The following is a 24,571-nucleotide window of genomic DNA, read 5'->3' as shown; positions in this document are numbered from 1 at the left end:
CTCGAAGTTGCAAGCTGTTTCCAGTCAATTGCATGTTCACCGTACCATGCCGGGCCCAGCGCACTCGGCCGGCTTGCGGTCTAGGGCCCGTTGGGCAAGCCGTCAAAGGTTGACGATCAACTATCAATGCAACCCATGCAAAAAATCGCTCTCGTCGTAACAATTGAATTCAAGCCTGAGTCAAAAGCGTCATTTCTGCAATCTTTGCTGGATCACAAGCAGCGCTGCCTGGCAGGCGAACCGGGCACCCTGCAGTTTGAAGTGCTAACGCCCACCGAAAACGCCCATTCGGTCGTGCTGTTTGAGTTGTATGCAAGCGCTGAGGCGCTGGTGGCGCACGATGCGGGTGGCAGCTTGGCACTGTTCAAAGAGCAGGCAGGCCCGTTGATCACCAAGGTCTCACGCCAACACTGTTCTGTCCTGAACCCTTGAACTCAGCGCCTCCGAGCGCTCTATTCAACAACCTTTTCCAGGGTGCCGCGCTGGGCGGGTTGATGCGGGTTCGAGACCACTCGGGGTAGCTCGCTTTTTGTGGAGGGGTAGTTGCATCGCCAGAGCACTGGCAGTGCAATGTGGCAAAGCGCTTCGGTGGTATTCGCCCCAGCCCAGCGGCGGACAAACCGCGTCGCTAAACTCCCCAGGCAACTGCTGGCGATCCCGCCACTTTCCATCCCATTTGCCTGGAGCTGTGCATGCCCGATTCCACCCCCTACACCCCTCCCGCCATCTGGCAATGGAACAAAGCAAACGGCGGCCAGTTCGCCAGCATCAACCGGCCCGTTGCCGGGGCTACGCACGATAAAGAGCTGCCCGTGGGCAAGCACCCGCTACAGCTCTATTCGCTGGGCACGCCCAATGGCGTGAAGGTGACGGTGATGCTGGAAGAGCTGCTGGCGCTGGGCCACAGCGGGGCGGAGTACGACGCGTGGCTGATTCGCATCAACGAGGGCGAGCAGTTTGGCAGCGGCTTTGTGTCTGTGAACCCCAATTCCAAGATCCCTGCGCTGCTGGACCGCACCGACCCCGCCAACCCGGTGCGCGTGTTCGAGTCCGGCGCCATCCTGATGTACCTGGCTGAGAAGTTCGGTAGCGCCTTTTTGCCCAAGGACGGTGCGGCGCGGGCCGAGTGCCTGTCGTGGCTGTTCTGGCAGATGGGCAGTGCGCCGTTTGTGGGGGGAGGGTTTGGGCATTTTTATGCCTACGCGCCGGTCAAGATCGAGTACGCGATCGACCGCTATGCGATGGAGGCCAAGCGCCAGCTCGATGTGCTGAACCAGCGTCTGGCCGTGACCGAGTACGTGGCGGGCAATGAGTACACGGTGGCCGATATTGCGATCTGGCCCTGGTATGGCTTGCTAGTGAAAGGGCAGGCCTACAACGCGGGCGAGTTTTTGCAGGTGCATGAGTACAAGCATGTGGTGCGCTGGGCCGAACAGGTGGCCAAGCGCTCGGCGGTGCAGCGGGGGCGCAAGGTGAACCGCGTGCAGGGCGACCTGGCCAGCCAGTTGCGCGAGCGGCATGACGCCAGCGACTTTGACACAAAGACGCAGGACAAGATCGAGGCTGCGGCAGCAGCTTCTTCACCCGCACGCTGAGTGTTTTTGCAAGGCGTCACCATGATCACTTTGTACGACTGCACCACCGCGCCCAGCCCGCGCCGCGCGCGCATCCTGCTGGCAGAAAAGGGTGTGGCCCACGACACCGTGCAGGTGGACCTGCGCAATGGCGAGCAACTGGGCGATGCCTACCGCCAGATCAACCCGCAGTGCACGGTGCCCGCGCTGCGCACCGAAGAGGGTTTGCTGCTGACCGACAACGCGGCCATCACCGCGTATGTCGAGGCGCGCTACCCACAGCCTGCGTTGCTGGGCGAGACGCATGCAGAAAAGGCCGAGATTGCGAGCTGGAACTGGCGCATGGAGTTCGAGGGCCTGTTGGCCATTGCCGAGGCGCTGCGCAACAGCGCGCCCGCCATGGCCAACCGGGCATTGCCCGGCGCGGTGGACTACCCGCAAATTCCGGCCCTGGCCGAGCGGGGGCTGGTGCGCGTGGGGCAGTTCTTTCAGCTGCTCAACGAGCGCCTGGCGGACCGCGACTTCATTGCCACCGACCGCTTCAGCGTGGCCGACATCACGGCGGTGGTGGCGGTGGACTTTGCGCGTGTGGTCAAGCACAAGCCGGGCGAGCAGCACCCGCACTTGCTGCGTTGGCGTGCGGCCATGGCGCAGCGGCTGTCGATGTCGCTCTAACTATCGCGCTGCTCCAGTCCCCGTTTTAGTCGCAATGGGTGGATGCAAGGATTGCGCATCGGGCCTGTTCCTTGCATTGTTAGCCCATGCGCCTTCGCCACATAGAAGTTTTCAACGCCGTCATGCTCACCGGCAGCGTGAGCGCGGCGGCCCGCCTCATCAACGTCACCCAGCCGGCGGTCAGCCGCATCCTGGCCCATGCGGAACTGCAGCTCGGTTTTCCGCTGTTTCATCGGCTCAAAGGCAAGCTGGTGCCCACCACCGAGGCACAGACCCTGTACCCCCACATCGAGCGCCTGTTCACCCAGCTCGACGATGTGCAGCGCCTGGCCAACAGCCTCAAGGGCGACCAGCGCGAGGGCGAGTTGCACATCCTGAGCGTGCTGGCGCTGAGCTACGAAGTGCTGCCGCGTGCGCTGCGGTTCTTTCGGCAGAAGCACCCGGACGTGAAGGTCACCATCGATGCGCTGCATTCGCCGCAGATCGTGTCGGCCCTGGTGTTGCAGGAGGCGGATGTGGGCTTTGTGTTCAGCGCCATCGCTCACCCCGCGCTCACGCAAGAGCACTTGGCCGATGGGCGCATGGTGTGTGTGGCGCCCAAGGGCATGCTCAATGCCGCACTGGTGGCTGCGGGCGTGGTGCACCTGGCCGACTTGGCGGATACGCCGGTGGTGCGGCTCGATGTGCGTGACCCCATCGGCACGGTGGTCAACCATGCCTGCCGGGAGGCCGGGGTGGGCTTGCAGACAGCGATCACGGTGCAGACCTACCACGCCGCGCTGGCCCTGGCGCACCACGGCCATGCGGTGGCGGTGGTCGACACCTGCACGGCCGCGTCGGCCGACCGCAGCAAGGTGGAGGTGCTGGCGCTGGCTCCACACATTGCCGTGCCCATCAAGTCATTGCGCACCGTGAACCGGCCCAGCTCGCTGCTGGCCAGCGCCATGACGCAGTGCATGCGCCAGGCGGTGGCCGAGACGCTGGAGTCCGTCGGTCTGCGGGAGGCCGAATAGCGCCTTGTGCAGGACGCTGTTGCGCTCCCGCACCTTCGCCCGCGCGGTGTCAGGCCGCGGGCGCTACCAATGCGGCCACCTGCGCCGCCGTGCCAAAGGCCAGCGTGAAACCCAGCGCACCGTGGCCCGTGTTCAGCAGCAGGTTCTCCGGTGCGTGGGGGTGCCGTCCCACCAGCGGCACGCCCGTGGGCGTGGCCGGGCGCATGCCGGTCCAGGGGCGCAGTTCACGGAAGTCGCTGCAGCCCGGAAACAGCGCGCTGGTGGACTCGCACAGGCTCTGGATGCGCGCTGGGGGGATGTGGTCGTTGTGCCCCACCAGCTCGGCCATGCCGGCCACGCGCAGCCGCCGGCCGATGCGTGCAAAGACCACCTTGCGCGCAGCATCGGTCACGTTGACGCGGGGTGCTGCGCCGGGAGCTTCCGTGGTGTCGAGCGTGATGCTGTAGCCCTTGAGCGGATAGATGGGCAGGCGAAAGCCCAGGGTCTTTGCCGCCTGGTGGCTGGCGCTCCCCAGGGCCAGCACAAATTGCTGCGCCTCGATGGCGCCCGCGCTGGTCTGGACGGCTGCAATGCGCCGCGCATGGTGCACAAAGCCCTCCACGCGCGTGCCCAGCACAAAGCGCACCCCGCGTGCCGCCAGCAGCCGCTGCAGTCCCTGGCACACCGCCAGGCAATCGGCCGCGCATTCGCTGGGGGTGTAGATGGCGCCTGCAATGCTGCGGTGGTAGTGCTGCAGCGCGGGCTCGATCTCCACACAGCGCTGGGGCGAGACGGCTTCCTGCTCGCTACCCCAGGCGCGCTGCAGTTCCATCTGCTGCTGCGCTGCGGCGAGGCCCGCAGGGGTGCTGTACAGCACGAGCTTGCCAGTGTTGGAGAAATTGCAGTCCAGCTGCTCGGCCTGCAGCATGGCCTCAAAACCTTGGCGGCTGAGTGCGGCCAGGGTCAGCAGGTGTTGGGTGCTGCGCTCGGACGTGCGCCGGTTGCAGGCCCGCAAAAACTCCAGGCCCCAGCGCCACTGGTGCACGTCCCACTGCGGGCGCATCTTGAGGGGCGAGCGGGGTGACAGCAGCAGTTCGGGCAACTGGTGCCACAGGCCGGCATTGGCCAGGGGCTGCACATAGCTGTAGCTCAATTGCGCGCCATTGCCGCCGCTGGCGCCAGCACCGGGCTGAGCCTGGTCGATCACGGTCACCTGCATGCCGCGCTGGTGGAGCTCATAGGCGGTGGCCAGGCCCACGATGCCCGCGCCAAGGACACATACCTGCATCTTGTGTGTTCTACGTTGTTGACTGAAAGTCAATGTAGGGTGAGGGCGGGCCTTTGAACAATGCCAATGCCATGCGCAGCCATGCCGGGAAGTTATGCGTGTGCACCGATGGAAGGCACACAGTACGGAACAGCCGTGCGGAATGGGAAAAATGGCACTTGGATGGTGCGGCGGTGTGCACCAGATCGGCGGCATAACTTTTGGTCATGACGTACCCGTGCAAATGAATTGTTCAAGTGTGGCGCGAATTTTTACAGTGCCCCTGCGTTTCGATTTTTCAACCGTCCACCTGATTTTTCGCAAAGGGATTCCCATGAAGCTCTCCGCCGTCACCTCCGCCGCCATCGTGCTCACCGGCCTGCTGGCCAGCACCATGGCCAGTGCCGACACCCTCAAGAAGGTTGCCGAGTCGGGCAGGATCACGCTGGCCTACCGCGAGTCGTCGGTGCCCTTCAGCTACCTCTCGGGCCCCGGTGCCCCGGTGGGCTTTGCGGTGGACATCTCGAACGCAGTGGTCGATGCCGTGAAGAAGCGTGTGAACAACCCCGACCTCAAGGTGGGGCTGCAGGCGGTCACTTCGCAGAACCGCATTCCGCTGCTGACCAACGGCACCATCGACCTGGAGTGCGGTTCCACCACCAACAACACGGCGCGGGGCAAGGATGTGCAATTTGCCATCAACTACTTCTACACCGGCACGCGCCTCCTGACCAAGAAGACATCGGGCGTCAAGAACTACGCAGACCTGGCCAAGAAGAAGGTGGCCAGCACCTCGGGCACCACCAATGCACAGGTGATTCGCAAGTACAACCGCGACAACAACCTCGACATGGACATCGTGCTGGGCAAGGACCATGACGACTCCGTGTTGCTGGTGGAAACGGGGCGGGCGGAAGCGTTTGCGATGGATGACATCCTGCTGTTCGGCCTGATGGGCAACCAGCGCAACCCGGCCGATTGGACGGTGGTGGGCGAATCGCTGCAGGTGGAGCCCTATGCCTGCATGCTGCGCAAGGACGACCCGCAGTTCCAGGCGCTGGTCAACGGCGTGATCGGTGGGATGATGAAGTCGGGCGAGTTCGAAAAACTCTACACCAAGTGGTTCATGTCGCCCGTGCCACCGCGCAACCAGAACCTGAACCTGGCCATGAGCAAGGAACTGCGCGAGAACCTGGTGGCCCAAAGCGACAAGCCCGCACAGTAAGCCGGAGCGCGCATGTCTTTAGTGTCTGCAAGCCACCCCCACGCCCCGCAGGTGGTGGGGATTCTGGGCGGGATGGGCCCGGCCGCCGGGGCTGACTTTGTGCGCCTGTTCGTGCAGGCCTGCACCGACCGCATGGAGGTGCTGGGCATTCCGGTGCACGACCAGGCCTACCCCGAGCACTGGCTGGCGCAGGTGCCCATACCGGACCGCACGGCCGCGCTGAACGACACGCGCCCCGGCGCGCACCAGCCCGCAGACCCCATGCTGCAGGCCACCGGGCGGCTGGCTGCGCTGGGCGCGCGAGTGGTGGCGATTGCCTGCAACACGGCCCATGCCTGGCACGGCATCCTGCAGCAGCGGTTTCCACAGATGGTGGTCTTGCACGGCGTGCAGGAGGTGGTAGCCGAGCTGTCGGCGCGCAAGGTGCAGGGCGTGGGGCTACTGGCCACACGCGGCGCCTACGACGCTGGCCTGTACCAGCGTGAGCTGGAGCGTGCGCGCATCGGCTGCTTTGTACCCGACGACCATGAGCGCGAGCAGTTGATGCAGGGAATCTACGACGGCGTGAAGGCGGGCAACTATCCGCTGGCGCGACAGCGCTTTGAGGCCGTGTCGATTGCGCTGCAGGAGCGCTACGGCGTGTCCACGCTGATCATGGGCTGCACCGAGATTCCCCTGGCGCTGGCGGAGCACCCCCGGCTCGAAGGGCTCTCGCTGGTGAATCCCTCGGTGGTGCTGGCCTCGGCCCTGGCCCGGCATGCCTACTGGCACATCCATCCTGCGGGCTGAGCCCAGCGCACTGCCGTCGGCTTGGTGAGCGGCCGAATCCTTTTTCTTGCCATGTCCTCAGTCTGCCTGGGGTGGCGACTTCTTGATTGAAGGTGAACACCATGACAGTTGCGACGGTCGGAAAAAGGCTGGGCGGGAGCATGAGCGCGGCCGTGCTTGCGCTTGCGTTCAGCATGGCGGGTGGCGGCAAGGTGCTGGCACAGGCGGCGGCACCATCGCAGGCGGCGCCGTCGTCACCATCCCAGGGGAAGACGCTACAACGCATCCAGTCCAGCGGCGTGGTGGTCATCGGCCACCGCGAATCGTCCATGCCGATGTCCTATGTGGCCCACGGAACACCCATGGGTTACAGCGTGGATGTTTGCCTTCAGGTTGCGCAGGCGCTGGGGCGCCATCTCAAGCTGCGCGAGACCAAGGTGGCCTACCGCCTGGTCACTTCCAGCAGCCGCTTCGATGCCATTGAAAAAGGCGAGGTGGACCTGGAATGTGGCTCCACCACCAACACGGCAGCGCGCCGTGAGCGCGTGGCGTTCACCATTGCGCATTTCATTGCCTCGTCGCGCATCGTGGTGCAAAGCGACAAGCCTTATTCCCGCATCGAAGACCTGGATGGCAAGACACTCGCATCCACAGCGGGCACCACCAACATTGATTCGCTGGCGCGCGAGGCTGCCACCAAGTCGGTGCGCGTGCGCATCGAGCCCGCCAAGGACCACGCCGAGGGCTTCGGCTGGGTGGTCAGCGGCAAGGTCGAAGGCTTTGCGATGGACGACGTGCTGCTCTACGGCCTGCGCGCCAGCCACACCAAGCCGCAGGACCTGAAGGTCATCGGCAAGCCCATGACCATCGAGCCTTATGCGGTGGCGTTTGAGCGCAACAACCCCGAACTCAAGGCCGTGGTGGATGCCGAGCTGCGCCGTTTGGTCCAGACCCGCGAGCTGCACCGTCTGTATGACAAGTGGTTCACTCAGCCGATTCCGCCCCAAGGCATCAACCTGGGCATGCGCATGCCGCACCTGCTGGTGGATTCGCTCAAGTACCCGTCGGACTACGTGCCGCAGTAGGCACGGTGGCGCGCGGGGTGGGCCTTCAACGCCAGGCCGTAGCCACCAGCTGGCTGTAATGCACGCCTTTGCGCCCCAGCAACTGCTCGAACACGGCCGGATTGCCCACGTTGTCGCTGCCCAGCATGCTCAGGGTTTCGGTGCACCAGGGCACGCTGGGCACCGCATCGCCCATGCGGGCGCTGAGCTGCGTCAGCGCGTCGGGCAGGCGTAGCACGCGGGCGGGGCCGTGGCCCTGTTGTTGCCGCAGGCTGGCGACGAAATCTCCCATGGTCAGCGCTTCCGGCCCCGGGCATTCAATGAGGCCCTGGGTGGCTATGGCTGGACCCAGCAGCGCAACGATGGCAGCGGCCAGGTCGTGCACCGACACGGGCTGCACGCGCGCCGTGAGCATCGGGCCGGGGAACAGCGCCACGGGCAGGCGGGCCAGATTCATGAACAGGGCGCTGCTGTCGCCGCCTTTGCCAAACACCACGCTGGGCCGCAGGATGGCGGGGTTCAGGGCGCCCCGCGCGGCCAGGGCCTGTAAATGCACGTCGGCCGCGCGCTTGGTGCTGGCGTAGCGCGTGGTGCTGCCTTCAATGCCCAGCGCCGAGATGTGCACCACCCGTCTCACACCCGCCTGAGCACAGGCGTTGAACAAGGCCACGGGGGTGTGCTGATGGACGGCGTCGATAGGGCGTGCGCTGCTGTCGCGCAGCACGCCCACAGCGTTGACGACTGCGTCGATCCCCGCCAGGCGTGGCAGCCACGCATCGGGCGTGGTGTCGCGGGCAAAGTCCATGGGGATCTGCAGCGGCTGCGCGGTGCGCTGGCGGGGTGAAACCCCGCCGTGCACCGTGTGCCCTGCGCGGGTCAGTGCCGCTGCCACGGTGTGGCCAATGAATCCGGTGGAGCCGGTCAGCAGGATGTGCATCAACAGTGCCTTTGAAAGGAAAAGAAGGTCATCGGCGGGTGCGGGTTCTTGGAGCGGTGCACGAAAACGCTGAGGGCTCCGCTGCTGTCAGCGGCGCCGGGCCTGTTCATGCGCCCGGGTCAAACACTTCAAAGCGGTTGCGGCCCCCATACTTGGCGCGGTACAGGGCTGCATCGGCCGCCTGCACCAGTGTGTCAGACCCGGCCTCCGGGCGTGGGACCACACTCGCAATGCCCATGCTGAACGTGATGATGGGCGCCGTGGGGGAGCGGGGGTGGGCCAGGGCGGCATCCCGCAGGCTGTCCATGCAGCGCTGTGCCACGGTCACGGCCTCGGGCAACGGCACGTCGGGCAGCAGCAGCACAAACTCTTCGCCGCCATAGCGTGCGGCCACCTCATCCGCGCGTCGGATGGTGGCTTGCAGCAGTTGGGCCACGCGGCGCAGGCATTCGTCGCCAGCCAGGTGGCCGTAGTGGTCGTTGTAGAGCTTGAAGTGGTCGATGTCGATCAGGATGACGGTCAGCGGCAGGCCGTGCCTGCCGCAGCGCATCCATTCCGTGGCCAGACGGTCGTCAAACCGGCGCCGGTTGCCGATGCCCGTGACACCGTCGGTGGTGGACAGCAGCGCCAGCTTGGCGTTGGCGGCGGCCAGCTCCTGCTCCTTGCGCACCAGCTGGGTCACGTCGGTGCGCACACCGGCAATGCCGCCCTGGGGGGTGCGGCGTTCGTCGGCCTGTACCCACCGGCCGTCGGTCAGGTGCTGCAAAACGGACTGGATGGCGGCCTGGTGGTCGGCCACACGTTGGGCCAGCCAGGCCTCTTCGTTGCCCACTGCGTCCAGGTACTGCCCGCGCTCAACGCCGTAGCGGGCAATTTGCTCAAAGGTGCTACCGGGCAAGATCATGGGTGCCGAGATGGGGTACAGCCGTCGGTACTGCGCGTTGCACACCACCAGCCGGTCGTCGGCATCGAACAGCGCAAACCCCTCGGGCAGCGATTCGATGGCGTCCTGCAGCAGTTGCCGCGCCTGCTGGGCTTCGTCCTGCGCCGCTTCGAGTGCCTGGCGCTGTTCGATTAGGTCGGTGATGTCCAGGCGCACCGCCACCACATAGTTTTCAGGGGTGCGGGTTTCGTAAATGTTGATCCAGCGCCCATCGGCCAGCCGCTGCACCAGGTTGGACGTGCGGCTGCCGTGCTCTGACAGGCGCTCGGCAATCCAGGTTTCCTCGCGGCCGTTGGCAGAGGGGACCAGCCCCCGCTGCACCGAATACCGCAGGATGTCGGCAAAGCTTTTGCCCAGATGCTCTGCGTAGTTCATGTGGGGGTACATGCGCGAGAGCTGCTGGTTAAATAGCACCAGCCGGTCCTGCTCGTCAAAGATCTCGATGCTGACGGGCAGGGCCTCCACCGCGCGCTCCAGCAACTGGCGCATGCGCTGGCTTTCCTGGCGGGCTTCCTCTGCCTTTTGGCGCTGCTCGATCAGGTCGCTGATGTCCAGCCGCACCACCACGGTCATGCCCGAGGGGGTGCGGCTTTCGTGCATGTGCATCCATGCGCCATTGGGGTAGTGGCGCACCTCGGGGCCAGGGCGGTGGCCGCGCAGGGCCAGTTCGTGGGCCAGCCACAGCTCTTCCTGGCCGCGCGCTTCTTCGGGAATGCCGTGCTGGAGGCCTTCACGCAGCAGTTCTTCATAGGTCTTGCCCAGCGATGTCCGCACGGGCAGGTGCGGGCGCAGGTTGGCCATGAAGTTGTTGCACAGCACCAGCCGGTCGTTCTCGTCATAGATATCGAGGCCGGCGGGCATGGCGTCCACCGCCTCGTGCAGGCGGCGCTCAGCGCGTTCGGCGTCGGCCAGCGCCTGTTTCAGCGCGCGTTCCTTGTGCACGGTGTCGGTGATGTCGGTGCGCAGCACCACCACGCCGCCACCGTCGAGCGTGCGCTCGGTCAGCTGCATCCAGCGGTCGCCCCGCACCTCCTGCACTTCGGGGCCGGACGGTGACCGGTGGCGTTCCATGCGGCCCGCCAGCCAGGTTTCCAGGTCTGGTCGCGCGTCCCGGATCTCGCCCGAAGCGGCGGCCCGGCGCAGTACGTCTTCAAACCGTGTCCCATAGTCCACCGCCATCGTGATGCCCGGGGCCACCTCGCGGTAGCGTGTGTTGCACAGCACCAGGCGGTCGTCCGCGTCGTAGATGGCCAGGCCGTCGGGCAGGATGTCGAGCGTGGCCGACAGCTGTGCGCTGGCCTGCAGGGCTGCCTGCTGTGCAGCCTCTGCCGCCATCTGGCAGCGCTGCGCACGCCGTGCAAGCTGCCAGTGCAGGCCGGCCATGGCCCCCAGCGCCAGACCGGCAGCCACCAGCGCAGCGCGCACTGGCGCCTCCAGCACATGGCTGGCCAGCGCCCAGGCCAGCAGCCCCAGCCCACCCATGCCGCAGACCCCACACACGACCGCCGTCAGCAGAGCCGGAGGTTCTTCGCGCGCTGGCGGTGGAGCAGGGGGCATGGTTGGTAGGTCCCAGGTTCGCAGAAAGTCTAGCAGTGCGCCCCTGTTTGCGGTACCGGCAAATGCGGCAAGGCTCCAAACCGCCTAGACTGCGGCTTCCGTCCGTTACCGCCCTTGTTGGCCCCCTCTTCTTTCACCCTGGAGAAACCGATGCTCACTGAAGACCTCCACTCCGACGCACGCGCGCTTTTGCCTGGCCGCACCACCGAGGCGGGCGCCACCCGACGCACGGCGCTACAGACCGCCCTTGGCCTGGGCTATGCGGCGGCAGCCGCACCCATCATGGCGCAGACGGCCATAGCCACGCCCAGCGACGGCCTGACAGCCGGGGAGGTGAGTTTTACCGTCAACGGCTTCAAGGTGCCCGCCTACCGCGCAGCACCTGCTGGCAAGACCGGTCTGCCCGTGGTGCTGGTGATCCAGGAAATCTTTGGCGTGCACGAGTACATCGCCGACACCTGCCGCCGCTTTGCCAAGGCAGGCTACCTGGCCATTGCGCCCCAGCTGTATGCGCGCCAGGGCGACCCGTCGCAGTACACCGACATTGCCAAGCTCATGGCCGAAGTGGTCTCCAAGGTGCCTGACGCCCAGGTGATGGCCGACCTCGATGGTGCGGTGCAATGGGCCACTGCCAACGGCGGCGATGCCGCGCGCATGGGCATCACCGGCTTTTGCTGGGGCGGCCGCATCACCTGGCTGTACGCAGCCCATGGCCCCGTGAAAGCGGGCGTGGCCTGGTACGGCAGGCTGGTGGGCCAGGCCAGCGAGCTCACGCCCAAGCACCCTGTGGAAATCGCCCCCATCCTCAAGGCCCCCGTGCTGGGCCTGTATGGCGAAAAAGATACCGGAATACCCCTTGACACGGTTGATAAGATGAAAGCTGCCCTGGCCAGTGGCTCGCCGCAGGCCAAGGCATCGGAATTTGTGGTGTACCCCGACGCGCCCCACGCCTTCCATGCCGACTACCGCGCGAGCTACCGCAAGGAAGCCGCCGAAGACGGCTGGAAGCGGGCGCTGGCCTGGTTCAAGACGCACGGCGTAGTCTGAGAGGCTGAGAGTCTTTTGCCTATGCCCGCCTTGCGCGCCAAAGCACCGCTGCTCGTCGTTGCAAATGCTCGCCATAGCCCGAGCTATGGCTGCGCTTTGCGCCTCGATCAGCTGCGTTTTGACGCACCTTTCGGGCTCGGGCAAAAAACTCTCAGCCTCTGAGCCGGTACCCTGCAATCCGCCCGCAGCCGCCCCCTCACCGGGGCGGCTTTTTTAATCTCGCGTCCGGGGCGTGGGATTTGAACGAAAATAAGCTCTGTGGCTTATCTATAAAGCGTAAGAAGCTATGACTTTAGTAGCAATCATCTTGGCCACGCTGGCTGCGGGCATTGGCAGCGTGTGGCTGGCCGCACTGCTGATGCGGCTGGGCCTGGGCGGGCGCACCGACAGCGTGGGCCCCCAGCACCTGCTGAGCCTGGCGGCGGGCGCCCTGCTGGCCACGGCCTTCATGCATCTGCTGCCCGAGGCGTTCGAGAGCCAGGCGGGCGCTCACGACCTGTTTGCCACCTTGCTGGTGGGCGTGGTGTTTTTCTTCTTGCTGGACAAGGCCGAGCTGTGGCACCACGGGCATGAGCACAGCCACGCACAGCCCTCCACCCACGGCCACGTCCATGCAGACCACGATCACGCCCATGACCACGGCCATGCGCACCACCATCACCACGGGCCGCGCTCTGGCGGATGGGCGGTGCTCACGGGCGACAGCGTGCATTGTTTTGGCGACGGCATCCTGATCGCCTCGGCCTTCATGGCCGACATCCGCCTGGGCGTGATTGCCGCCGTGTCCGTGTTGGCGCACGAGGTGCCGCACCACATGGGCGACCTGGTGGTGCTGCGCCAGACCAGCCCCAACCGCCGCATGGCGCTGGTCAAGGTGTCGCTGGCGGGCGCCGTGACGGCGCTGGGCGGCGTGGTGGGCTACTTCCTGGTGGGGCAGCTGCAGGACTTCTTGCCCTACTTCCTGGCCGTGGCGTCGAGCAGTTTTGTGTATGTGGCGCTGGCCGACCTGATTCCCCAGCTGCAAAAGCGCCTCACGGCGCGCGAAACCATTGCGCAGATCGCCTGGCTGATTGCGGGCATGGTGATCGTGACGCTGGTGAGCGGGGCGGCGCACGCACACTGACGCCCTTGACCTGGCTCAAGGCCGCGCCAGGTGGTTGTGCCATTCTGGTGAGATGACTTCCACACACGCCGCCCCCGCCACCTTGGGCCTGCTCGCCCAGCCCACGCGTTTTCTGTTTTTTACGGGCAAGGGCGGCGTGGGCAAGACCTCGCTGTCCACGGCTGCGGCCATTGCCCTGGCGGATGCTGGTCGGCAGGTGCTGCTGGTCAGCACCGATGCAGCCTCCAACCTCGATGAAATGCTGGGCGTGCCGCTGTCCAACCAGCCGGTGGCCGTGCCCGGGGTACCGGGGCTGCACATGCTCAACATCGACCCCGACACGGCCGCCGAGGCCTACCGCCAGCGTGTGCTGGCGCAGCTGGAGGCCACAGCCACCAGCGACGAACGCGCGACGGTGCGCGAGCAACTCTCGGGCGCCTGCACCACCGAGATCGCGGCGTTCGACGAATTTGCAGCGCTGCTGGCCAGCGAGGGCAGCGCCATCGGCCACGTGTTCGGCCACGTGGTGTTCGACACGGCCCCCACCGGCCACACGCTGCGTCTGCTGAGCCTGCCCAAGGCCTGGACCGGATTCCTGGCGGGCAACGACCGGGGGGCGTCGTGCCTGGGCCCGCACTCGGGGCTCAAGATGCAGGAGGCGCGCTTCAACGCCGCCCTGGCCGCGCTGAGCGACCCGGCCCTGACCACCGTGGTGCTGGTCACCCGTCCCGACCCCCGCCCCATGCAGGAGGCTGCGCGCACTGCGCTGGAGCTGCGCGCCCTGGGCCTGGCCAACCAGCGCCTGGCCATCAACGGCGTGTTCCATGCGAGCCAGCCGGGGCATGACACCGTGGCCGATGCCATCGAGGCCCTGGGCCGTCAAGCCATGGACCAGATGCCCGATGCGCTGGCCCAGTTGCCACGCGACGAGGTGCCGCTGCGCGCCTTTGACACCGTGGGCCTGCCCGCGCTGCGGGCATTGCTGGGGGGCGGCGATGTGCCATTGGGCGCGCCTGCCTCCACGGCGGGTGTGCTGTTGCAGGCCGAACCCCTCTCGTCCCTGGCCGATGCACTGGCCGCCAAGGGCCACGGCCTCATCATGGTGATGGGCAAGGGCGGCGTGGGCAAGACCACCATCGCCGCCGCGCTGGCCGTGGGCCTGGTGCAGCGCGGGCACAGCGTGCACCTCACCACCACCGACCCGGCAGCCCATGTGCAAGCCCAGCTCGACGGCAGCCTGCCCGGCCTGAAAGTGGGCCGCATCGACCCGCACGCAGAGACACAGGCGTACATCGACAAGATCATGGCCACGCGCGGCAAGGCCCTGGACGACGCGGGCCGCGCCCTGCTGCTGGAAGACCTGCAGTCGCCCTGCACCGAAGAGGTGGCCGTGTTCCACGCCTTCAGCCGCGTGGTGAACGAGGCCCGCAGCGCCTTTGTGGTGCTGGACACGGCACCCACCGGCCACAGCCTGCTGCTGATGGACGCCACCGGCGCCTACCACCGGCAGATGACGCAGCAGTACGAAGGCAGCGCAAACTCCAAACACATCATCACCCCGCTCATGCGGCTGCAGGACGCTGACATGACCCATGTGGTCATCGTCACGCTGCCCGAAGTCACCCCCGTGAGCCAGGCGGCAGCGCTGCAGGACGACCTGCGCCGCGCCCACATCGAGCCCTGGGCCTGGGTCATCAACAAAAGCGTGGCGGCCACGGGCACCAGCGACCCGCTGCTGCAGGCCCGCCTGGTCGGCGAGCAACAGCAGGCCGCGCGCATTGCCAACGGCCTGGCGCAGCGCACTTATGTGCTGCCCTGGCTGGCTACGCCGCCGGTGGGGGTGGCTGCACTGGGCCAACTGGCGTCGGCGCCCCCAGCCACGATCCGTTGAGGCAAACAGGAAGTAGGACTAAGGGTACAAGTGCCAAAGAAAAATAGCCGCCAGCGCTTATCAGTAAAGCGCAAGCAGCTATATTTTTAATAGCGAATGCCGGGCGGCGCACCACCGCCTTGCGGCATCGCTGAGGTCAGAGCATGGTTTCGCGCTGTTGCTCGGCGCGCGATGCGCCAATGGCGGTTTCCACGTTCTTGACCTCTTCGGGAGGGGGCAGCACGGCAGGCAGGCCCAGCGCCTCCAGGGCCAGCTCGCGGCACCAGCCCTTGGTGTGGTACAGGTGGTGGTCTTCGTCTTTCTCCACCGCCTTGTGGGCCGATTTCAACGTCTGGCCCACGTCGCCCGTGGCCACCTCGGCCACCTTGCCCAGCAGTTCCCAATTGGCGTGGTCTTTCGTCTCGGCGTGCACCACACATTCACAGGCCACCAACTGGGCGGCGGCGGGGTTGCCCCCCTGTTTGGCCAGCAGCATGGCCTTGACCAGGGATTCGCCGATGTGTTTGACCACCGCCCGACTGGGCGACTGCGCATCGGGGTCCAGCCCCAGGGTGTCGCACAGGCTGCGCACCACATCCTGGTGGGTCAAGGTTTCTTCCAGATAGCTTTCCCATTCCTTCTTGAGATCGGGGTTCACGGCACAGGTGAGCGCGGTGCGGTACACCTGCTCGCCGCCGAGTTCGGTTTCCATCATCTGGAGCACAAGATCATCAAGCTGGTGGCTGTCATAGTGGGCTTTGGGCATGGTTTCTCCTTGGGTGGTGGGGTTGGGAACGGGATGGATGCGTCATGCGAGGGTGCGGACCTTGGGTTCGCGCTCCCACTGGCGGGTCTGTGCGGCGGCGATGAAGCCCTGCGCGTCGGCGGGGTCCACCACGCCTGCGTCGGGCTCGATGCCACCGGCTTGCAGGATGGCCTGGGTGCCCTTGCAGGCGGCAATCGCCTTGAGGTGGCCGAACGCGTCGCGGAACCAGTCCACGGCGGCGGCCTCTTTGGCCAGCAATGCGCCCATGTCGGGCGACAGAATGGAGGCCACAGCGTCAAACACAACCGATGGCGTGCCTTGCAGCTGTCCGTCGGCGGGCAACAGCGTGCCGTCTTTCAGCACGGCTCCGCCCACCTTGGGCGACACGATCTTGACGGTGGCGCCCACCTTCTCCAGCGCCTTGCGCAGGTTGGCGATCGTGTTGCCGTTGGAGCCATCGGCCACCAGGATGCCGATGCAGCGCCCCTGCAGCGTAGGCTTCATGCGGTCGATGATGCGCAGCGCGGGTGACGGGGGCAGGTCCTGCACTGGCTCGGCGGCAGTCGGGGCGGGGGGAAGCGCCTGCATGCCCAGGCCGTCGGCCACACGCTGGGCGAGGTCGTGGTCTACATGCTGCAGGTGGCCCACCACGGCTTCACGCACATGCACGGTGGCTACCTTGGACAGCTCGAATACCAAGGCCGACGCCATGTGGGCCTGCTCCAGCGGGCTCTGGCTGCGAAAGAACATGCGCGCCTGGCTGTAGTGGTCGGCAAAACTCTCGGGGCGGATACGGCCTTTTCCTCGGCCATCGCCGTCGTCGGCCTGAGCGAAGTGGCGGAAGCCTTGTGCCAGTGAGGCGCGTGGCGTGTCACCCTGCAGGCTGCTGGGTTCGTAGGCAACGCGGCCCTTGGGCACCTGCATCTGCATGTGACCGTCGCGCTGCATGTTGTGGAACGGGCACTTGGGCGCATTGATGGGGATCTGCGTGAAGTTGGGCCCGCCCAGGCGGGACAGCTGCGTGTCCACGTACGAGAACAGGCGGCCCTGCAGCAGCGGGTCGTTGCTGAAGTCGATGCCAGGCGGCACGTTGGCGGGGCAAAACGCCACCTGCTCGGTTTCTGCAAAGAAGTTGTCGGGCCAGCGGTTGAGCACCATGCGGCCAACAGGCTGCAGGGGCACCAGTTCTTCGGGGATGAGCTTGGTGGGGTCCAGGTGGTCGAAGGGGAAGCGCTCGGCGTCTTCTTCGGTGAAGAGCTGCACCGACAGCTCCCATTCCGGGAAGTCGCCCGCCTCGATGGCTTCGAACAGGTCGCGCCGGTGGAAGTCGTTGTCGGCCGATTGCAGCTTGACGGCTTCGTCCCACACCGTGGACTGGATGCCCAGCTTGGGACGCCAGTGGAACTTCACGAACGTGCTGTCGCCCCCAGCATTGACGAGCCGGAAGCTGTGCACGCCAAACCCCTCCATCATGCGCAGGCTGCGCGGGATGGTGCGGTCGCTCATGGCCCACATGATCATGTGCATGGTTTCGGGCATCAGAGAGACAAAGTCCCAGAAGGTGTCGTGCGCACTGGCCGCCTGGGGGAACGCGCGGTCGGGTTCCATCTTCACCGCGTGCACCAGGTCCGGGAACTTCATCGCATCCTGGATGAAGAACACGGGGATGTTGTTGCCTACCAGGTCCCAGTTGCCTTCGGGCGTGTAGAACTTGACGGCAAAGCCGCGCACGTCACGCGGTGTGTCCACCGATCCCGCGCCGCCTGCCACGGTCGAAAAGCGCGTGAACACGGGCGTCTGCACGCCCACTTCCGTCAGCACCTTGGCGGTGGTGTATTGCTTGAGCGAATGCGTGAGTTCAAAGAAACCGTGGGCTGCCGAGCCGCGCGCATGCACGATGCGCTCGGGGATGCGCTCGTGGTCAAAGTGCGTGATCTTCTCGCGCAGGATGAAGTCTTCGAGCAGCGTGGGGCCGCGTGGCGACGGGCGCAGGGAATTCTGGTTGTCTGCCACCGGGATGCCCTGCTGCGTGGTCAGCACCGGGTGCTTGCCACCAGCTTGCTGCTGCAACTCGCCTGCGTTGCCGCGAAATGTGTCTGACTGGGTGGAAGAGGGCAGGGCAGACGGCGATTTTTTTGCCGCGCCGCGCGAAGTGGGGGTTTGGGCCATGGGCGCTCCTGGGGGTTCTGGGTAATGAAACAAGACCAACCAACATCGTTGGACCCCCGTGCTTTTCGAGGAGTAGGACGCCGCCCCATCCGGACGTCGTCGTCGTCAGGCAATGGCCCGTTGCCTGTGCGCTAAAGCCTCTCGGTGTTTGCTACGCTTGCGCCCATCCTGCAGGGCCCATTGCCTTGTGGCGCGACCCTCTCCTTTGCCCTTGCCAGACTGATCCATGTTCTACGCCATCCCCCTCGAAAACCGGCCCACCTGGCGCAACCCGCCCTGGATGACGGTGCTGCTGATCCTGGTGAACATGCTCGTGTTCTGGGGCCCGCAGCGCTCGGAAGAAAAGGCGCAGGACCGGGCGGCCGCCTTCTACGTGGCCAGCCCCTTGCCCGCCATCGAAGTCCCGCGTTTTGTGGCCTGGCTGGAAGAGACCGGCGACAAGCACCTCAAAGAGGCCCGCGCCCTGCAAAAGGCGGGCGACCATCGCATGCTGTTGCGCTGGATGGAGCAGGAAGACGGCTTTCAGCAGCGGCTGAAAAGCCCGCGCTTTGTGCCACCCGAAGACCCGCAGTACACCGACTGGAAGGCCGCGCGCGCTCAGTACGAAGCCCGGATGCCAGCCCCCTTCACCCGCAAGTGGGCGCAGAACTTTGAAAAAGACGCGGAGTTGCGCCCCGTCACCTGGCTCACGGCCACCTTCTTGCACGGCAGCACCGGACACCTCATCGGCAACATGGTGTTTTTGTTTCTGTTCGGCTTTTCGGTGGAGCTGGCACTGGGCCGGGGCTGGTACCTGGCGTTTTACCTGCTAGGTGGCCTGGGCGGCTCGCTGCTGGCGGGCTGGGCCTATGCGGGCATGGGCAGCTACGGCCTGGGCGCTTCGGGCGCCGTGTCGGCCCTGATGGGCATGTACGCGGTGCTGTACCGGCTGCGGCGCGTGCGGTTTTTCTACCAGCTGTTTTTCTACTTCAACTACGTGACCGCACCGGCGTTGCTGCTGTTGCCCGCGTGGATTGCCAACGAGTTGCTGCAGCACTGGCTGAGCGGAAAGGGCGTGGCCTACATGGCCCACCTGGGCGGGCTGGTGACCGGCGCATCGCTGATGGCGCTGGCCATGCTGCTGCGCAAGAAACCGATGGAAGTGCCGGTGACGCAGGACGCCGCGCCCGACGACGGCTTTGACGCCCATGTGGCCAACGCCCAGCGCCTGGCGCAGGGCATGAAGTTCGAACAGGCCCTGGCCCAGTGGCGCGCGGCGGCCAAGCTGCGCCCACAAGACCAGGCGGTGCTCAGCGCCTGGTTCAAAACGGCATCGCTGTGGCCCGACGGCGAAGACTTCCACCGTGCCGCGCGCCGCATCTTTCGCCTGCACGCCCACGACGAGCAGACGCTGCAGTTTCAACACGCCAGCTACCGCACGTATTTTGAAAAGGCCAAGCCCGGTGCCCGTTTGCAGCCGGACGACATGGCCCGCCTCTCACGCCGCTTTGCGCGTGCGCAGCAATGGGGCGATGCCGAAAAGCTGTTCAACGCCTTGCACATGACTGCCCCCACGCACCCCGAGCTGGGCGACACGCTGGGCATGCTGGTGTCGGCCTTGTGCCATGCGGGGCGGCGCGAGCAGGCGGCTGCTTTGGGGCCGCAGCTGAAGCAGCTGGCGCCGGGGAGTGCCGCGCTGCGGGGCCTGGGGTGAGGATTGTTGTTGGTAAATTTGGTGCTGGCGCTTATTGAGTAAGCGCTAGAAGCTATTAAATTGGTAGCAATTTCCGAAATCGCACTGCTAATTTCTATCGGTTGGGCTGAGCTGGTCGTAGCCTGGTCAACTCGCCCATCAATGCCGATGCGCCACCTGTTCCAGATGCCCGGCAGGCCCCTGGCTGTATCCCCCCATCGGCCCTCCAGGCGCAGTGGGAGGCGCAGCCGGTGGCGCCCGCCGCACGCGCGGCACCACGCTCAACTGCACGGTGTCCAGCACCGGTCCCGGCACCACGTTCAGTGCCTTGCGCGGCAAATCAATCAACTGCTCGGCATGCCACACCCGCACCTGCGCGGCACCATCCGGCACGCCTGCAAAGCGGGCAATGCCATCGGCATCGGTCTTCAGCGTCCAGCCCGAATCCGTCACAAACACATGGCCGCGCATGGAGCCGTGCAGGTGGCATGACAACAGCACCACCCCCGGCATATCGAGCTTGACCTCGAAGGAGTTGGCAGGCTTGCCGTCGGCCTTGCCCGCCAGGCGCAGTTCAAAACCGCTGTTGGCTGTGCCCGCCGCGGCCGCCAGGCCCGCCGCCGCACCGCGCACGTGGTGGTCCCAGCGGTCCTGGTTGGTAAAGCGCACCGTGGCACCGGGCTCGACCACCGTGACGGCGGGCACAAAGCGCATCTTTTCCTGCTCGATGGTGGGGTTGGCCTGCAGCAGGCTGGGCGATGTGCCGCCCGTGCCACCGGGGTACACCACCACCACGGCTTCGGGCACGGGCTTGCCGTCGCGGTCCAGCACCTGGATTTGAACATTTCCGGCGCTAGCGCTTGCCCACAAAGCGCTAGCAGCTACAAAAATCATAGTATTTTTCATAGGTACATTCTCAGCGGATGGTGATCACATCGCGGTGCATGGGCGCCAGCAAGGCCAGCAGGCGGTTTTGCTGTGCGAACGGTATGCCCTGGGCATCCATGGCGCTTTGCAGCACCTCCACCAGGGCGTTGAAGTGGCCCTTGGTGATGTCCATGTCGGCATGGGCTGATTTCATGTCAGCGCCTTCATATTTGCAAGGGCCACCGCTGAGCTGGCAGATCTGGTCGGTCAGGCTTTCCTTGAGCGCGGCGGGTTTGGTGTCCTTGAAGTGGCCGCCGATGCGTGGGTCCACCACCAGACGGTTCACAAAATCGTCCATCAGGCGCGTGATGCCGGGCTTTTCACCCAGTGCCTGGTAGAGGCCTGCCGGGGCCGTGGCATTGGCGGCGCCGGTCTGGGCCAACGCTGGCTGGGCCAGCAGGCCGCCCAGGGCGAGTGCAAGGGCAATGAGGGTTTTGGGGTGGGTCATGGAAAAATCTCTTCAGAAAGCGACCTGGGCCGACAGGTAGTAGCCCGTCTGGCGGCGGTGGTTGGTGATGCCGGGCACGATGCGGCCCAGGTCTACATAGGCCAGCGTCAGTGACAGGTTCTTGCTGGGCGCCCAGGCGATGAAGATGTCTTTCCAGTCGTCCTCGCGCAACGCGGCGCCCAGGCCGGCGGCGGCGCCCAGCGCCTGCAGGTTGTTGGGTTTGAAGCGGACTTCGGCGCCCACCGCCAGGTTCTTGCTGATGAGGTACGCCACCGAGAACTCGGGCTGCAGGCTGCGGCGGTTCTTGCCGGGTGCGGCAGCGCCAAAGCCCAGCAGGCCGTTCTGGTTGGCGTTGGTGGAGCGCAGCGTGCCGTTGACCAGCAGGCTCTGCGCCAGCAGCAGCTTGGTGGCGCTCACATACACGTCGGTGCCGCTGGTTTGGGTGCCCAGAAAGTCGAGCACCGACCCGATGGAGCCAGGGCGCACGCGCTTGTGCTCCAGCCCCACGGCGATCTGCGGCATCCAGCTGTCGGCGTTCAGCACAGCATCGCCTGCCACCTTGACCTTGATGCCCGCGATATCCATCTGGATGTGCTGCCCGGGGGTCACGCCAAACGGCGCAATGCCATTGAGCGCGATGGCGGGTGATGCGTCAAAGTCCTGCCGCGCCAGCGACAGCTCCACCCGGTCATGCAAACCCACCGCAACACCGTAGCCATTGAGGCCGTAGTCCTGCGTGGCGGCGCGCGTGGCGTAGCCGGAAAAGCCCACCTCGCCTTCGGTGGCGTTGCTGCCGATCACCGCCCAGGGGGTGAGCCCGCCACCGGCCGACCCGGCGATGGTGCTGACGCCCCCTGTGAGCAGCAGTTTGCCGGTGTCGGCATGGGCCACGGTGGCGGCCAAGGCAAGCGTGGCGGACACCGCAAGCCAGCGTGGATTCTTCATGGGGTCGCTCCTGGGTTGTAAATAAATGCTACACCGATGGAGGTACGTCAGGGCGCCTCCAGCGGATGCACATTCCAGAGCGCTGCCGAGGGTCTTTGAACCACGCCGCCGCTGGCGCGGTGGCTCAGCCCGAAAAAGCGATCCGCTGCACCGTCCAGTACAGCGACAACACCAGCAGCGCCGCCGAGCCCCCCCGCACCACCACCGTGCGGTAAAGCACCCAACGCGCCAGCACCAAGGATGCAGCACACCACAGGGCCACCACCAGGAGCTGCCCCGCCTCGACCCCCAGGTTGAACCCCGCCAACGCCCACACTAGCGAGCTGCCTGAAATCCCTGCCTCCACCAGCACCCCCGAGAAGCCGAGGCCGTGGATCAGGCCAAAGCCCAGCGCCAGCCAGTGGCCCCGCAGGCCCCGGACGGGGAACAGATTCAGCAGCGCCGAGATACCAATGCTGATCGCAATGGCAGGTTCCACCCAATTGCCCGACACCGTCACCCAGCCCAGGCCCGCCAGTGCCAGCGTGACCGAGTGGCCCAAGGTAAAGAGCGTGACGGTGACCAAAAGCGCCTTCAGCCCGGTACGGCGATCCAGAGCGTCAGTCGTCCGGGACGCAGGCAGCTGCTTTGTCATCGGTTGCGGGCTGCGAGGCAGAGGCTGCCGCACCAGCGAAATGGGCAACAACAGCGCCAGCAAAAAGGCCAAGTGGTCATAGCCTTGCAGAATGTGGTGCACCCCTTCGGCCACAAATTGCAGCAGTGTTGCCACACCACTGCGTGGGGATGCGAGCTCCTGGGCGTCTGCACCTCCAACCCCTTGCGCACCTGGCTCCCCTTGGGATGCGACACCGCTGCCTGCGGACCGCAGGTCGGTGCTGGCGCGCCCATCGGGGGCCAGCACGGCCGCCAGCGGCTGGCCGCCGAGCACACCGCCCACCAGCAGACGGTGCGTGGGGTCGATGCCCTGCATCAGCCCGTAGCGCAGTGTGACTGCCTGGGCGGGCGCACAGGGGAGCGTGGCAGCCAGTCGCGCGTAACGGCCATCGGTGCGCTGCTCCAGCGCTTCAAAGCGCCAGGCAGGGGCCGTCGCCGTGCCGTCGCACTGCCACAACATGCCCTGGCCCAACCACTGGGCCATGGCGGGCACGGACTGCCGCACCTCCCCCCAGGTGAGCTGGCGGTCGCCATTGGCATCGAGCTGCTCCAGCGCGGCATCCACATCCTTCAACGCCACCGACAGCACCAGGCCTACCGATGCGCCCGCCCCTGCAGTGCCCAGGGGTGCCGGGGCATCCGCCACCCGCAGATAGGCGTCGCTGGCCTTGTGGGCCCGTGCGCTGGGCGCCAGCGCCGCGGCAAGCAACACGACCGCCACCATGGCCCGCAGGGGGGCCGTTATCCAGTGTTCGCAGCGCATCATTGGCCTCCCCGGGGTTGCCAGCGCGCCAGGCGCACGTCCTGCAGCCCGGTTTGCAGGAGGGCCTGCCGCACCGCCTGGTGGGCGGCAGCGTCGCCCGATTGTTCAGAGGTCTGCAGTGCAAGCCACCAGTCGAGTGGCTCTTTCTGCAGGGCAAGGTTGGTGCGGGCCGCCTTCCACGCGGCGGCGGGTTGCCCTTGCAACCACAACGCCAACAGGGCACGCTCCCGGGCATGGGCATCCAGCCCCTCACCGCGCGCCGCGATGGCGGCAAACCGCGCTTCCAGGTCGCGCGCCAGGGGCTGCCACGCGGCGTCCCCCATCAGCCGCAGGGCCTGCGCGCGCCGCAGCAGTACGGCATCGCTGTCGGGCTGGGGCCTGAGTACCTCCAGCGCGGCGCTCGCACGGTTGCGGCGCAACAGCTGGTCGGCATAGGCCAGCGCGGTGTAGCCGTCGGGGGCATCGGCCAGGCTGCGGCGGTAGGCAGCGTCGGCGGCATCATCGCGCCCTGCGCGCTCTTCGCTCTCGGCCAGCAGTGACCCAATCCAGGCCCGCTGGGTGGCATCCCCCGCAGCCTGCTGCCACAGGGCGGTGAGACCGCTGCGCGCAGCATCGTGCTGACCTTGAAGTGAACGGGTTTCAAGCAGGCAGGCGGTGGCATACAGCGTGGCGCCGTAGCGCGCCACGTTGCGACAGGCGGCCTCGGCGGCCTCATAGCGCGCGGCCACACGCTCCAGCGTGGCCAGCGTGAGCCAGCCCTGCACCTGCGCGGGGTTGGCCTGCAAGGCACGCTCCAGCGTGGCGCGCGCTGCTGCAAATTCATGGCGCCCTTGTTGCACGGTGGCCTGCAACACCAGCAGATCGGCGGGGGCATCGGCCTGGCCCCACCAGCGTGCCAGGGCCGCTTGAGCCCGACCCAGGTAACGCGGGTCCGCCGTCTCGCGTGACAACGTGATCCAGCGCCGGGCGATGGTGGCGGCGGCCTGGGGGGTTGCGGGGGCTGCGGGGGCTGCAGCCACGCGTTCAGGCAGGCGCTCGACCACATCGGCATCCAGGCCGGGGGGCAAGTCCTGCGGCAAGGCCGCTGCGGCAGTGCCAGCCCAGAACATCAGGTGCAGGGCCGCGCACACAAGGTGGGAAGGTTTCTTCATGGGCTCGTGACAACAAACGGGTATGGGAGGAGGCAGACTCACCCACGGAGGCCCC

At 66.2% G+C, this 24,571-nt stretch carries 21 protein-coding genes; 11 read left to right on the top strand and 10 right to left on the bottom strand.

All coding sequences use genetic code 11. The features are described 5' to 3' along the window. Positions 1 to 135: 135 nt before the first annotated feature. The 4 genes from ACSQ22_RS07045 to ACSQ22_RS07030 all read left to right on the top strand — a co-directional run bounded on the left by ACSQ22_RS07045 (position 136) and on the right by ACSQ22_RS07030 (position 3,262). Positions 136 to 432, top strand: coding sequence for a putative quinol monooxygenase (locus tag ACSQ22_RS07045; RefSeq protein ID WP_436129851.1), 297 nt, complete (start codon positions 136 to 138; stop codon positions 430 to 432). A 260-nt stretch (positions 433 to 692) separates the two neighbouring features. Continuing rightward, positions 693 to 1,595 carry a glutathione-dependent disulfide-bond oxidoreductase gene (yghU, locus tag ACSQ22_RS07040; protein WP_436129850.1) on the top strand — a complete coding sequence of 301 codons (903 nt, stop codon included), beginning with the start codon at positions 693 to 695 and terminating at the stop codon, positions 1,593 to 1,595. Between the two features lie 21 nt (positions 1,596 to 1,616). Next, positions 1,617 to 2,249: a glutathione S-transferase family protein gene (locus ACSQ22_RS07035; RefSeq protein WP_055403111.1), complete on the top strand. Its 633-nt coding sequence runs from the start codon at positions 1,617 to 1,619 to the stop codon at positions 2,247 to 2,249. A gap of 86 nt (positions 2,250 to 2,335) precedes the next feature. Further along, complete coding sequence (locus tag ACSQ22_RS07030) at positions 2,336 to 3,262, top strand: LysR family transcriptional regulator (protein ID WP_057226658.1); 927 nt, start codon at positions 2,336 to 2,338, stop codon at positions 3,260 to 3,262. A 49-nt stretch (positions 3,263 to 3,311) separates the two neighbouring features. On the opposite strand, the gene ACSQ22_RS07025 is transcribed toward ACSQ22_RS07030, so the two are convergent. Further along, entirely contained in the window at positions 3,312 to 4,529 is a 1,218-nt protein-coding gene (locus tag ACSQ22_RS07025) for a D-amino acid dehydrogenase (protein ID WP_436129849.1), read from the bottom strand. Between the two features lie 313 nt (positions 4,530 to 4,842). On the opposite strand from ACSQ22_RS07025, the gene ACSQ22_RS07020 reads away from it, so the two are divergent. The 3 genes from ACSQ22_RS07020 to ACSQ22_RS07010 all read left to right on the top strand — a co-directional run bounded on the left by ACSQ22_RS07020 (position 4,843) and on the right by ACSQ22_RS07010 (position 7,586). Beyond that, positions 4,843 to 5,733: a transporter substrate-binding domain-containing protein gene (locus tag ACSQ22_RS07020; protein ID WP_436129848.1), complete on the top strand. Its 891-nt coding sequence runs from the start codon at positions 4,843 to 4,845 to the stop codon at positions 5,731 to 5,733. Positions 5,734 to 5,745: 12 nt separating this feature from the next. Beyond that, positions 5,746 to 6,522: an aspartate/glutamate racemase family protein gene (locus tag ACSQ22_RS07015; RefSeq protein WP_436129847.1), complete on the top strand. Its 777-nt coding sequence runs from the start codon at positions 5,746 to 5,748 to the stop codon at positions 6,520 to 6,522. Between the two features lie 101 nt (positions 6,523 to 6,623). Beyond that, positions 6,624 to 7,586: an amino acid ABC transporter substrate-binding protein gene (locus ACSQ22_RS07010; RefSeq protein ID WP_436129846.1), complete on the top strand. Its 963-nt coding sequence runs from the start codon at positions 6,624 to 6,626 to the stop codon at positions 7,584 to 7,586. Positions 7,587 to 7,611: 25 nt separating this feature from the next. Here ACSQ22_RS07010 and ACSQ22_RS07005 read toward each other — a convergent pair whose 3' ends face one another. Together ACSQ22_RS07005 and ACSQ22_RS07000 are read right to left on the bottom strand one after the other, a co-directional pair. Further along, positions 7,612 to 8,502 carry an NAD-dependent epimerase/dehydratase family protein gene (locus ACSQ22_RS07005; RefSeq protein WP_436129845.1) on the bottom strand — a complete coding sequence of 297 codons (891 nt, stop codon included), beginning with the start codon at positions 8,500 to 8,502 and terminating at the stop codon, positions 7,612 to 7,614. A 106-nt stretch (positions 8,503 to 8,608) separates the two neighbouring features. Beyond that, entirely contained in the window at positions 8,609 to 11,002 is a 2,394-nt protein-coding gene (locus ACSQ22_RS07000) for a PAS-domain containing protein (protein WP_436129844.1), read from the bottom strand. Positions 11,003 to 11,152: 150 nt separating this feature from the next. Here ACSQ22_RS07000 and ACSQ22_RS06995 point away from each other — a divergent pair, with 150 nt between their 5' ends. From ACSQ22_RS06995 to arsA, 3 genes are all read left to right on the top strand, one after another. Further along, positions 11,153 to 12,049: a dienelactone hydrolase family protein gene (locus tag ACSQ22_RS06995; RefSeq protein WP_228896651.1), complete on the top strand. Its 897-nt coding sequence runs from the start codon at positions 11,153 to 11,155 to the stop codon at positions 12,047 to 12,049. A 286-nt stretch (positions 12,050 to 12,335) separates the two neighbouring features. Beyond that, positions 12,336 to 13,172, top strand: a complete 837-nt coding sequence (locus ACSQ22_RS06990; protein ID WP_121505704.1) for a ZIP family metal transporter — start codon at positions 12,336 to 12,338, stop codon at positions 13,170 to 13,172. Between the two features lie 52 nt (positions 13,173 to 13,224). Continuing rightward, the gene (gene arsA, locus ACSQ22_RS06985) at positions 13,225 to 15,042 is read left to right on the top strand and encodes an arsenical pump-driving ATPase (protein ID WP_436129843.1); all 1,818 of its coding nucleotides are present in this window, start codon (positions 13,225 to 13,227) and stop codon (positions 15,040 to 15,042) included. A gap of 136 nt (positions 15,043 to 15,178) precedes the next feature. On the opposite strand, the gene ACSQ22_RS06980 is transcribed toward arsA, so the two are convergent. Both ACSQ22_RS06980 and ACSQ22_RS06975 read right to left on the bottom strand, forming a co-directional pair. Next, positions 15,179 to 15,787 carry a hypothetical protein gene (locus ACSQ22_RS06980; protein WP_055400597.1) on the bottom strand — a complete coding sequence of 203 codons (609 nt, stop codon included), beginning with the start codon at positions 15,785 to 15,787 and terminating at the stop codon, positions 15,179 to 15,181. Positions 15,788 to 15,829: 42 nt separating this feature from the next. Continuing rightward, positions 15,830 to 17,956 carry a catalase gene (locus ACSQ22_RS06975; protein ID WP_436129842.1) on the bottom strand — a complete coding sequence of 709 codons (2,127 nt, stop codon included), beginning with the start codon at positions 17,954 to 17,956 and terminating at the stop codon, positions 15,830 to 15,832. Positions 17,957 to 18,182: 226 nt separating this feature from the next. Here ACSQ22_RS06975 and ACSQ22_RS06970 point away from each other — a divergent pair, with 226 nt between their 5' ends. Next, a complete protein-coding gene (locus ACSQ22_RS06970) occupies positions 18,183 to 19,649 on the top strand; it encodes a rhomboid family intramembrane serine protease (protein WP_436129841.1) in 1,467 nt (488 codons plus the stop codon). Between the two features lie 138 nt (positions 19,650 to 19,787). On the opposite strand, the gene ACSQ22_RS06965 is transcribed toward ACSQ22_RS06970, so the two are convergent. The 5 genes from ACSQ22_RS06965 to ACSQ22_RS06945 all read right to left on the bottom strand — a co-directional run bounded on the left by ACSQ22_RS06965 (position 19,788) and on the right by ACSQ22_RS06945 (position 24,516). Beyond that, on the bottom strand, positions 19,788 to 20,534 hold the full coding sequence (locus tag ACSQ22_RS06965) for a cupredoxin domain-containing protein (protein WP_436129840.1): 747 nt from the start codon (positions 20,532 to 20,534) through the stop codon (positions 19,788 to 19,790). Between the two features lie 10 nt (positions 20,535 to 20,544). After that, entirely contained in the window at positions 20,545 to 21,003 is a 459-nt protein-coding gene (locus ACSQ22_RS06960) for a group I truncated hemoglobin (RefSeq protein WP_121420816.1), read from the bottom strand. A 12-nt stretch (positions 21,004 to 21,015) separates the two neighbouring features. Further along, on the bottom strand, positions 21,016 to 21,948 hold the full coding sequence (locus ACSQ22_RS06955) for a DUF3034 family protein (RefSeq protein ID WP_436129839.1): 933 nt from the start codon (positions 21,946 to 21,948) through the stop codon (positions 21,016 to 21,018). Positions 21,949 to 22,072: 124 nt separating this feature from the next. Beyond that, positions 22,073 to 23,365 (bottom strand): HupE/UreJ family protein, encoded by a 1,293-nt coding sequence (locus ACSQ22_RS06950; protein ID WP_436129838.1) that lies wholly within the window; start codon positions 23,363 to 23,365, stop codon positions 22,073 to 22,075. Next, entirely contained in the window at positions 23,365 to 24,516 is a 1,152-nt protein-coding gene (locus ACSQ22_RS06945) for a hypothetical protein (protein ID WP_436129837.1), read from the bottom strand. The genes ACSQ22_RS06950 and ACSQ22_RS06945 overlap by 1 nt, the downstream gene beginning before the upstream one ends. Between the last annotated feature and the right edge of the window lie 55 nt (positions 24,517 to 24,571).

Source organism: Acidovorax sp. LjRoot38 (assembly GCF_964252975.1).
In the GTDB taxonomy this organism is placed as follows: Bacteria; Pseudomonadota; Gammaproteobacteria; order Burkholderiales; family Burkholderiaceae_C; genus Acidovorax; species Acidovorax facilis.
The sequence above is the reverse complement of the archived record's forward strand: the minus strand, read 5'-3'. Positions and strand labels throughout refer to the sequence as shown.

Coding starts and splice junctions, on each gene's coding strand:
- ACSQ22_RS07045 (WP_436129851.1), top strand. CDS start 136: ATGCAAAAAATCGCTCTCGTCGTAACAATTGAATTCAAGCCTGAGTCA.
- yghU (WP_436129850.1), top strand. CDS start 693: ATGCCCGATTCCACCCCCTACACCCCTCCCGCCATCTGGCAATGGAAC.
- ACSQ22_RS07035 (WP_055403111.1), top strand. CDS start 1,617: ATGATCACTTTGTACGACTGCACCACCGCGCCCAGCCCGCGCCGCGCG.
- ACSQ22_RS07030 (WP_057226658.1), top strand. CDS start 2,336: ATGCGCCTTCGCCACATAGAAGTTTTCAACGCCGTCATGCTCACCGGC.
- ACSQ22_RS07025 (WP_436129849.1), bottom strand. CDS start 4,529: ATGCAGGTATGTGTCCTTGGCGCGGGCATCGTGGGCCTGGCCACCGCC.
- ACSQ22_RS07020 (WP_436129848.1), top strand. CDS start 4,843: ATGAAGCTCTCCGCCGTCACCTCCGCCGCCATCGTGCTCACCGGCCTG.
- ACSQ22_RS07015 (WP_436129847.1), top strand. CDS start 5,746: ATGTCTTTAGTGTCTGCAAGCCACCCCCACGCCCCGCAGGTGGTGGGG.
- ACSQ22_RS07010 (WP_436129846.1), top strand. CDS start 6,624: ATGACAGTTGCGACGGTCGGAAAAAGGCTGGGCGGGAGCATGAGCGCG.
- ACSQ22_RS07005 (WP_436129845.1), bottom strand. CDS start 8,502: ATGCACATCCTGCTGACCGGCTCCACCGGATTCATTGGCCACACCGTG.
- ACSQ22_RS07000 (WP_436129844.1), bottom strand. CDS start 11,002: ATGCCCCCTGCTCCACCGCCAGCGCGCGAAGAACCTCCGGCTCTGCTG.
- ACSQ22_RS06995 (WP_228896651.1), top strand. CDS start 11,153: ATGCTCACTGAAGACCTCCACTCCGACGCACGCGCGCTTTTGCCTGGC.
- ACSQ22_RS06990 (WP_121505704.1), top strand. CDS start 12,336: ATGACTTTAGTAGCAATCATCTTGGCCACGCTGGCTGCGGGCATTGGC.
- arsA (WP_436129843.1), top strand. CDS start 13,225: ATGACTTCCACACACGCCGCCCCCGCCACCTTGGGCCTGCTCGCCCAG.
- ACSQ22_RS06980 (WP_055400597.1), bottom strand. CDS start 15,787: ATGCCCAAAGCCCACTATGACAGCCACCAGCTTGATGATCTTGTGCTC.
- ACSQ22_RS06975 (WP_436129842.1), bottom strand. CDS start 17,956: ATGGCCCAAACCCCCACTTCGCGCGGCGCGGCAAAAAAATCGCCGTCT.
- ACSQ22_RS06970 (WP_436129841.1), top strand. CDS start 18,183: ATGTTCTACGCCATCCCCCTCGAAAACCGGCCCACCTGGCGCAACCCG.
- ACSQ22_RS06965 (WP_436129840.1), bottom strand. CDS start 20,534: ATGAAAAATACTATGATTTTTGTAGCTGCTAGCGCTTTGTGGGCAAGC.
- ACSQ22_RS06960 (WP_121420816.1), bottom strand. CDS start 21,003: ATGACCCACCCCAAAACCCTCATTGCCCTTGCACTCGCCCTGGGCGGC.
- ACSQ22_RS06955 (WP_436129839.1), bottom strand. CDS start 21,948: ATGAAGAATCCACGCTGGCTTGCGGTGTCCGCCACGCTTGCCTTGGCC.
- ACSQ22_RS06950 (WP_436129838.1), bottom strand. CDS start 23,365: ATGCGCTGCGAACACTGGATAACGGCCCCCCTGCGGGCCATGGTGGCG.
- ACSQ22_RS06945 (WP_436129837.1), bottom strand. CDS start 24,516: ATGAAGAAACCTTCCCACCTTGTGTGCGCGGCCCTGCACCTGATGTTC.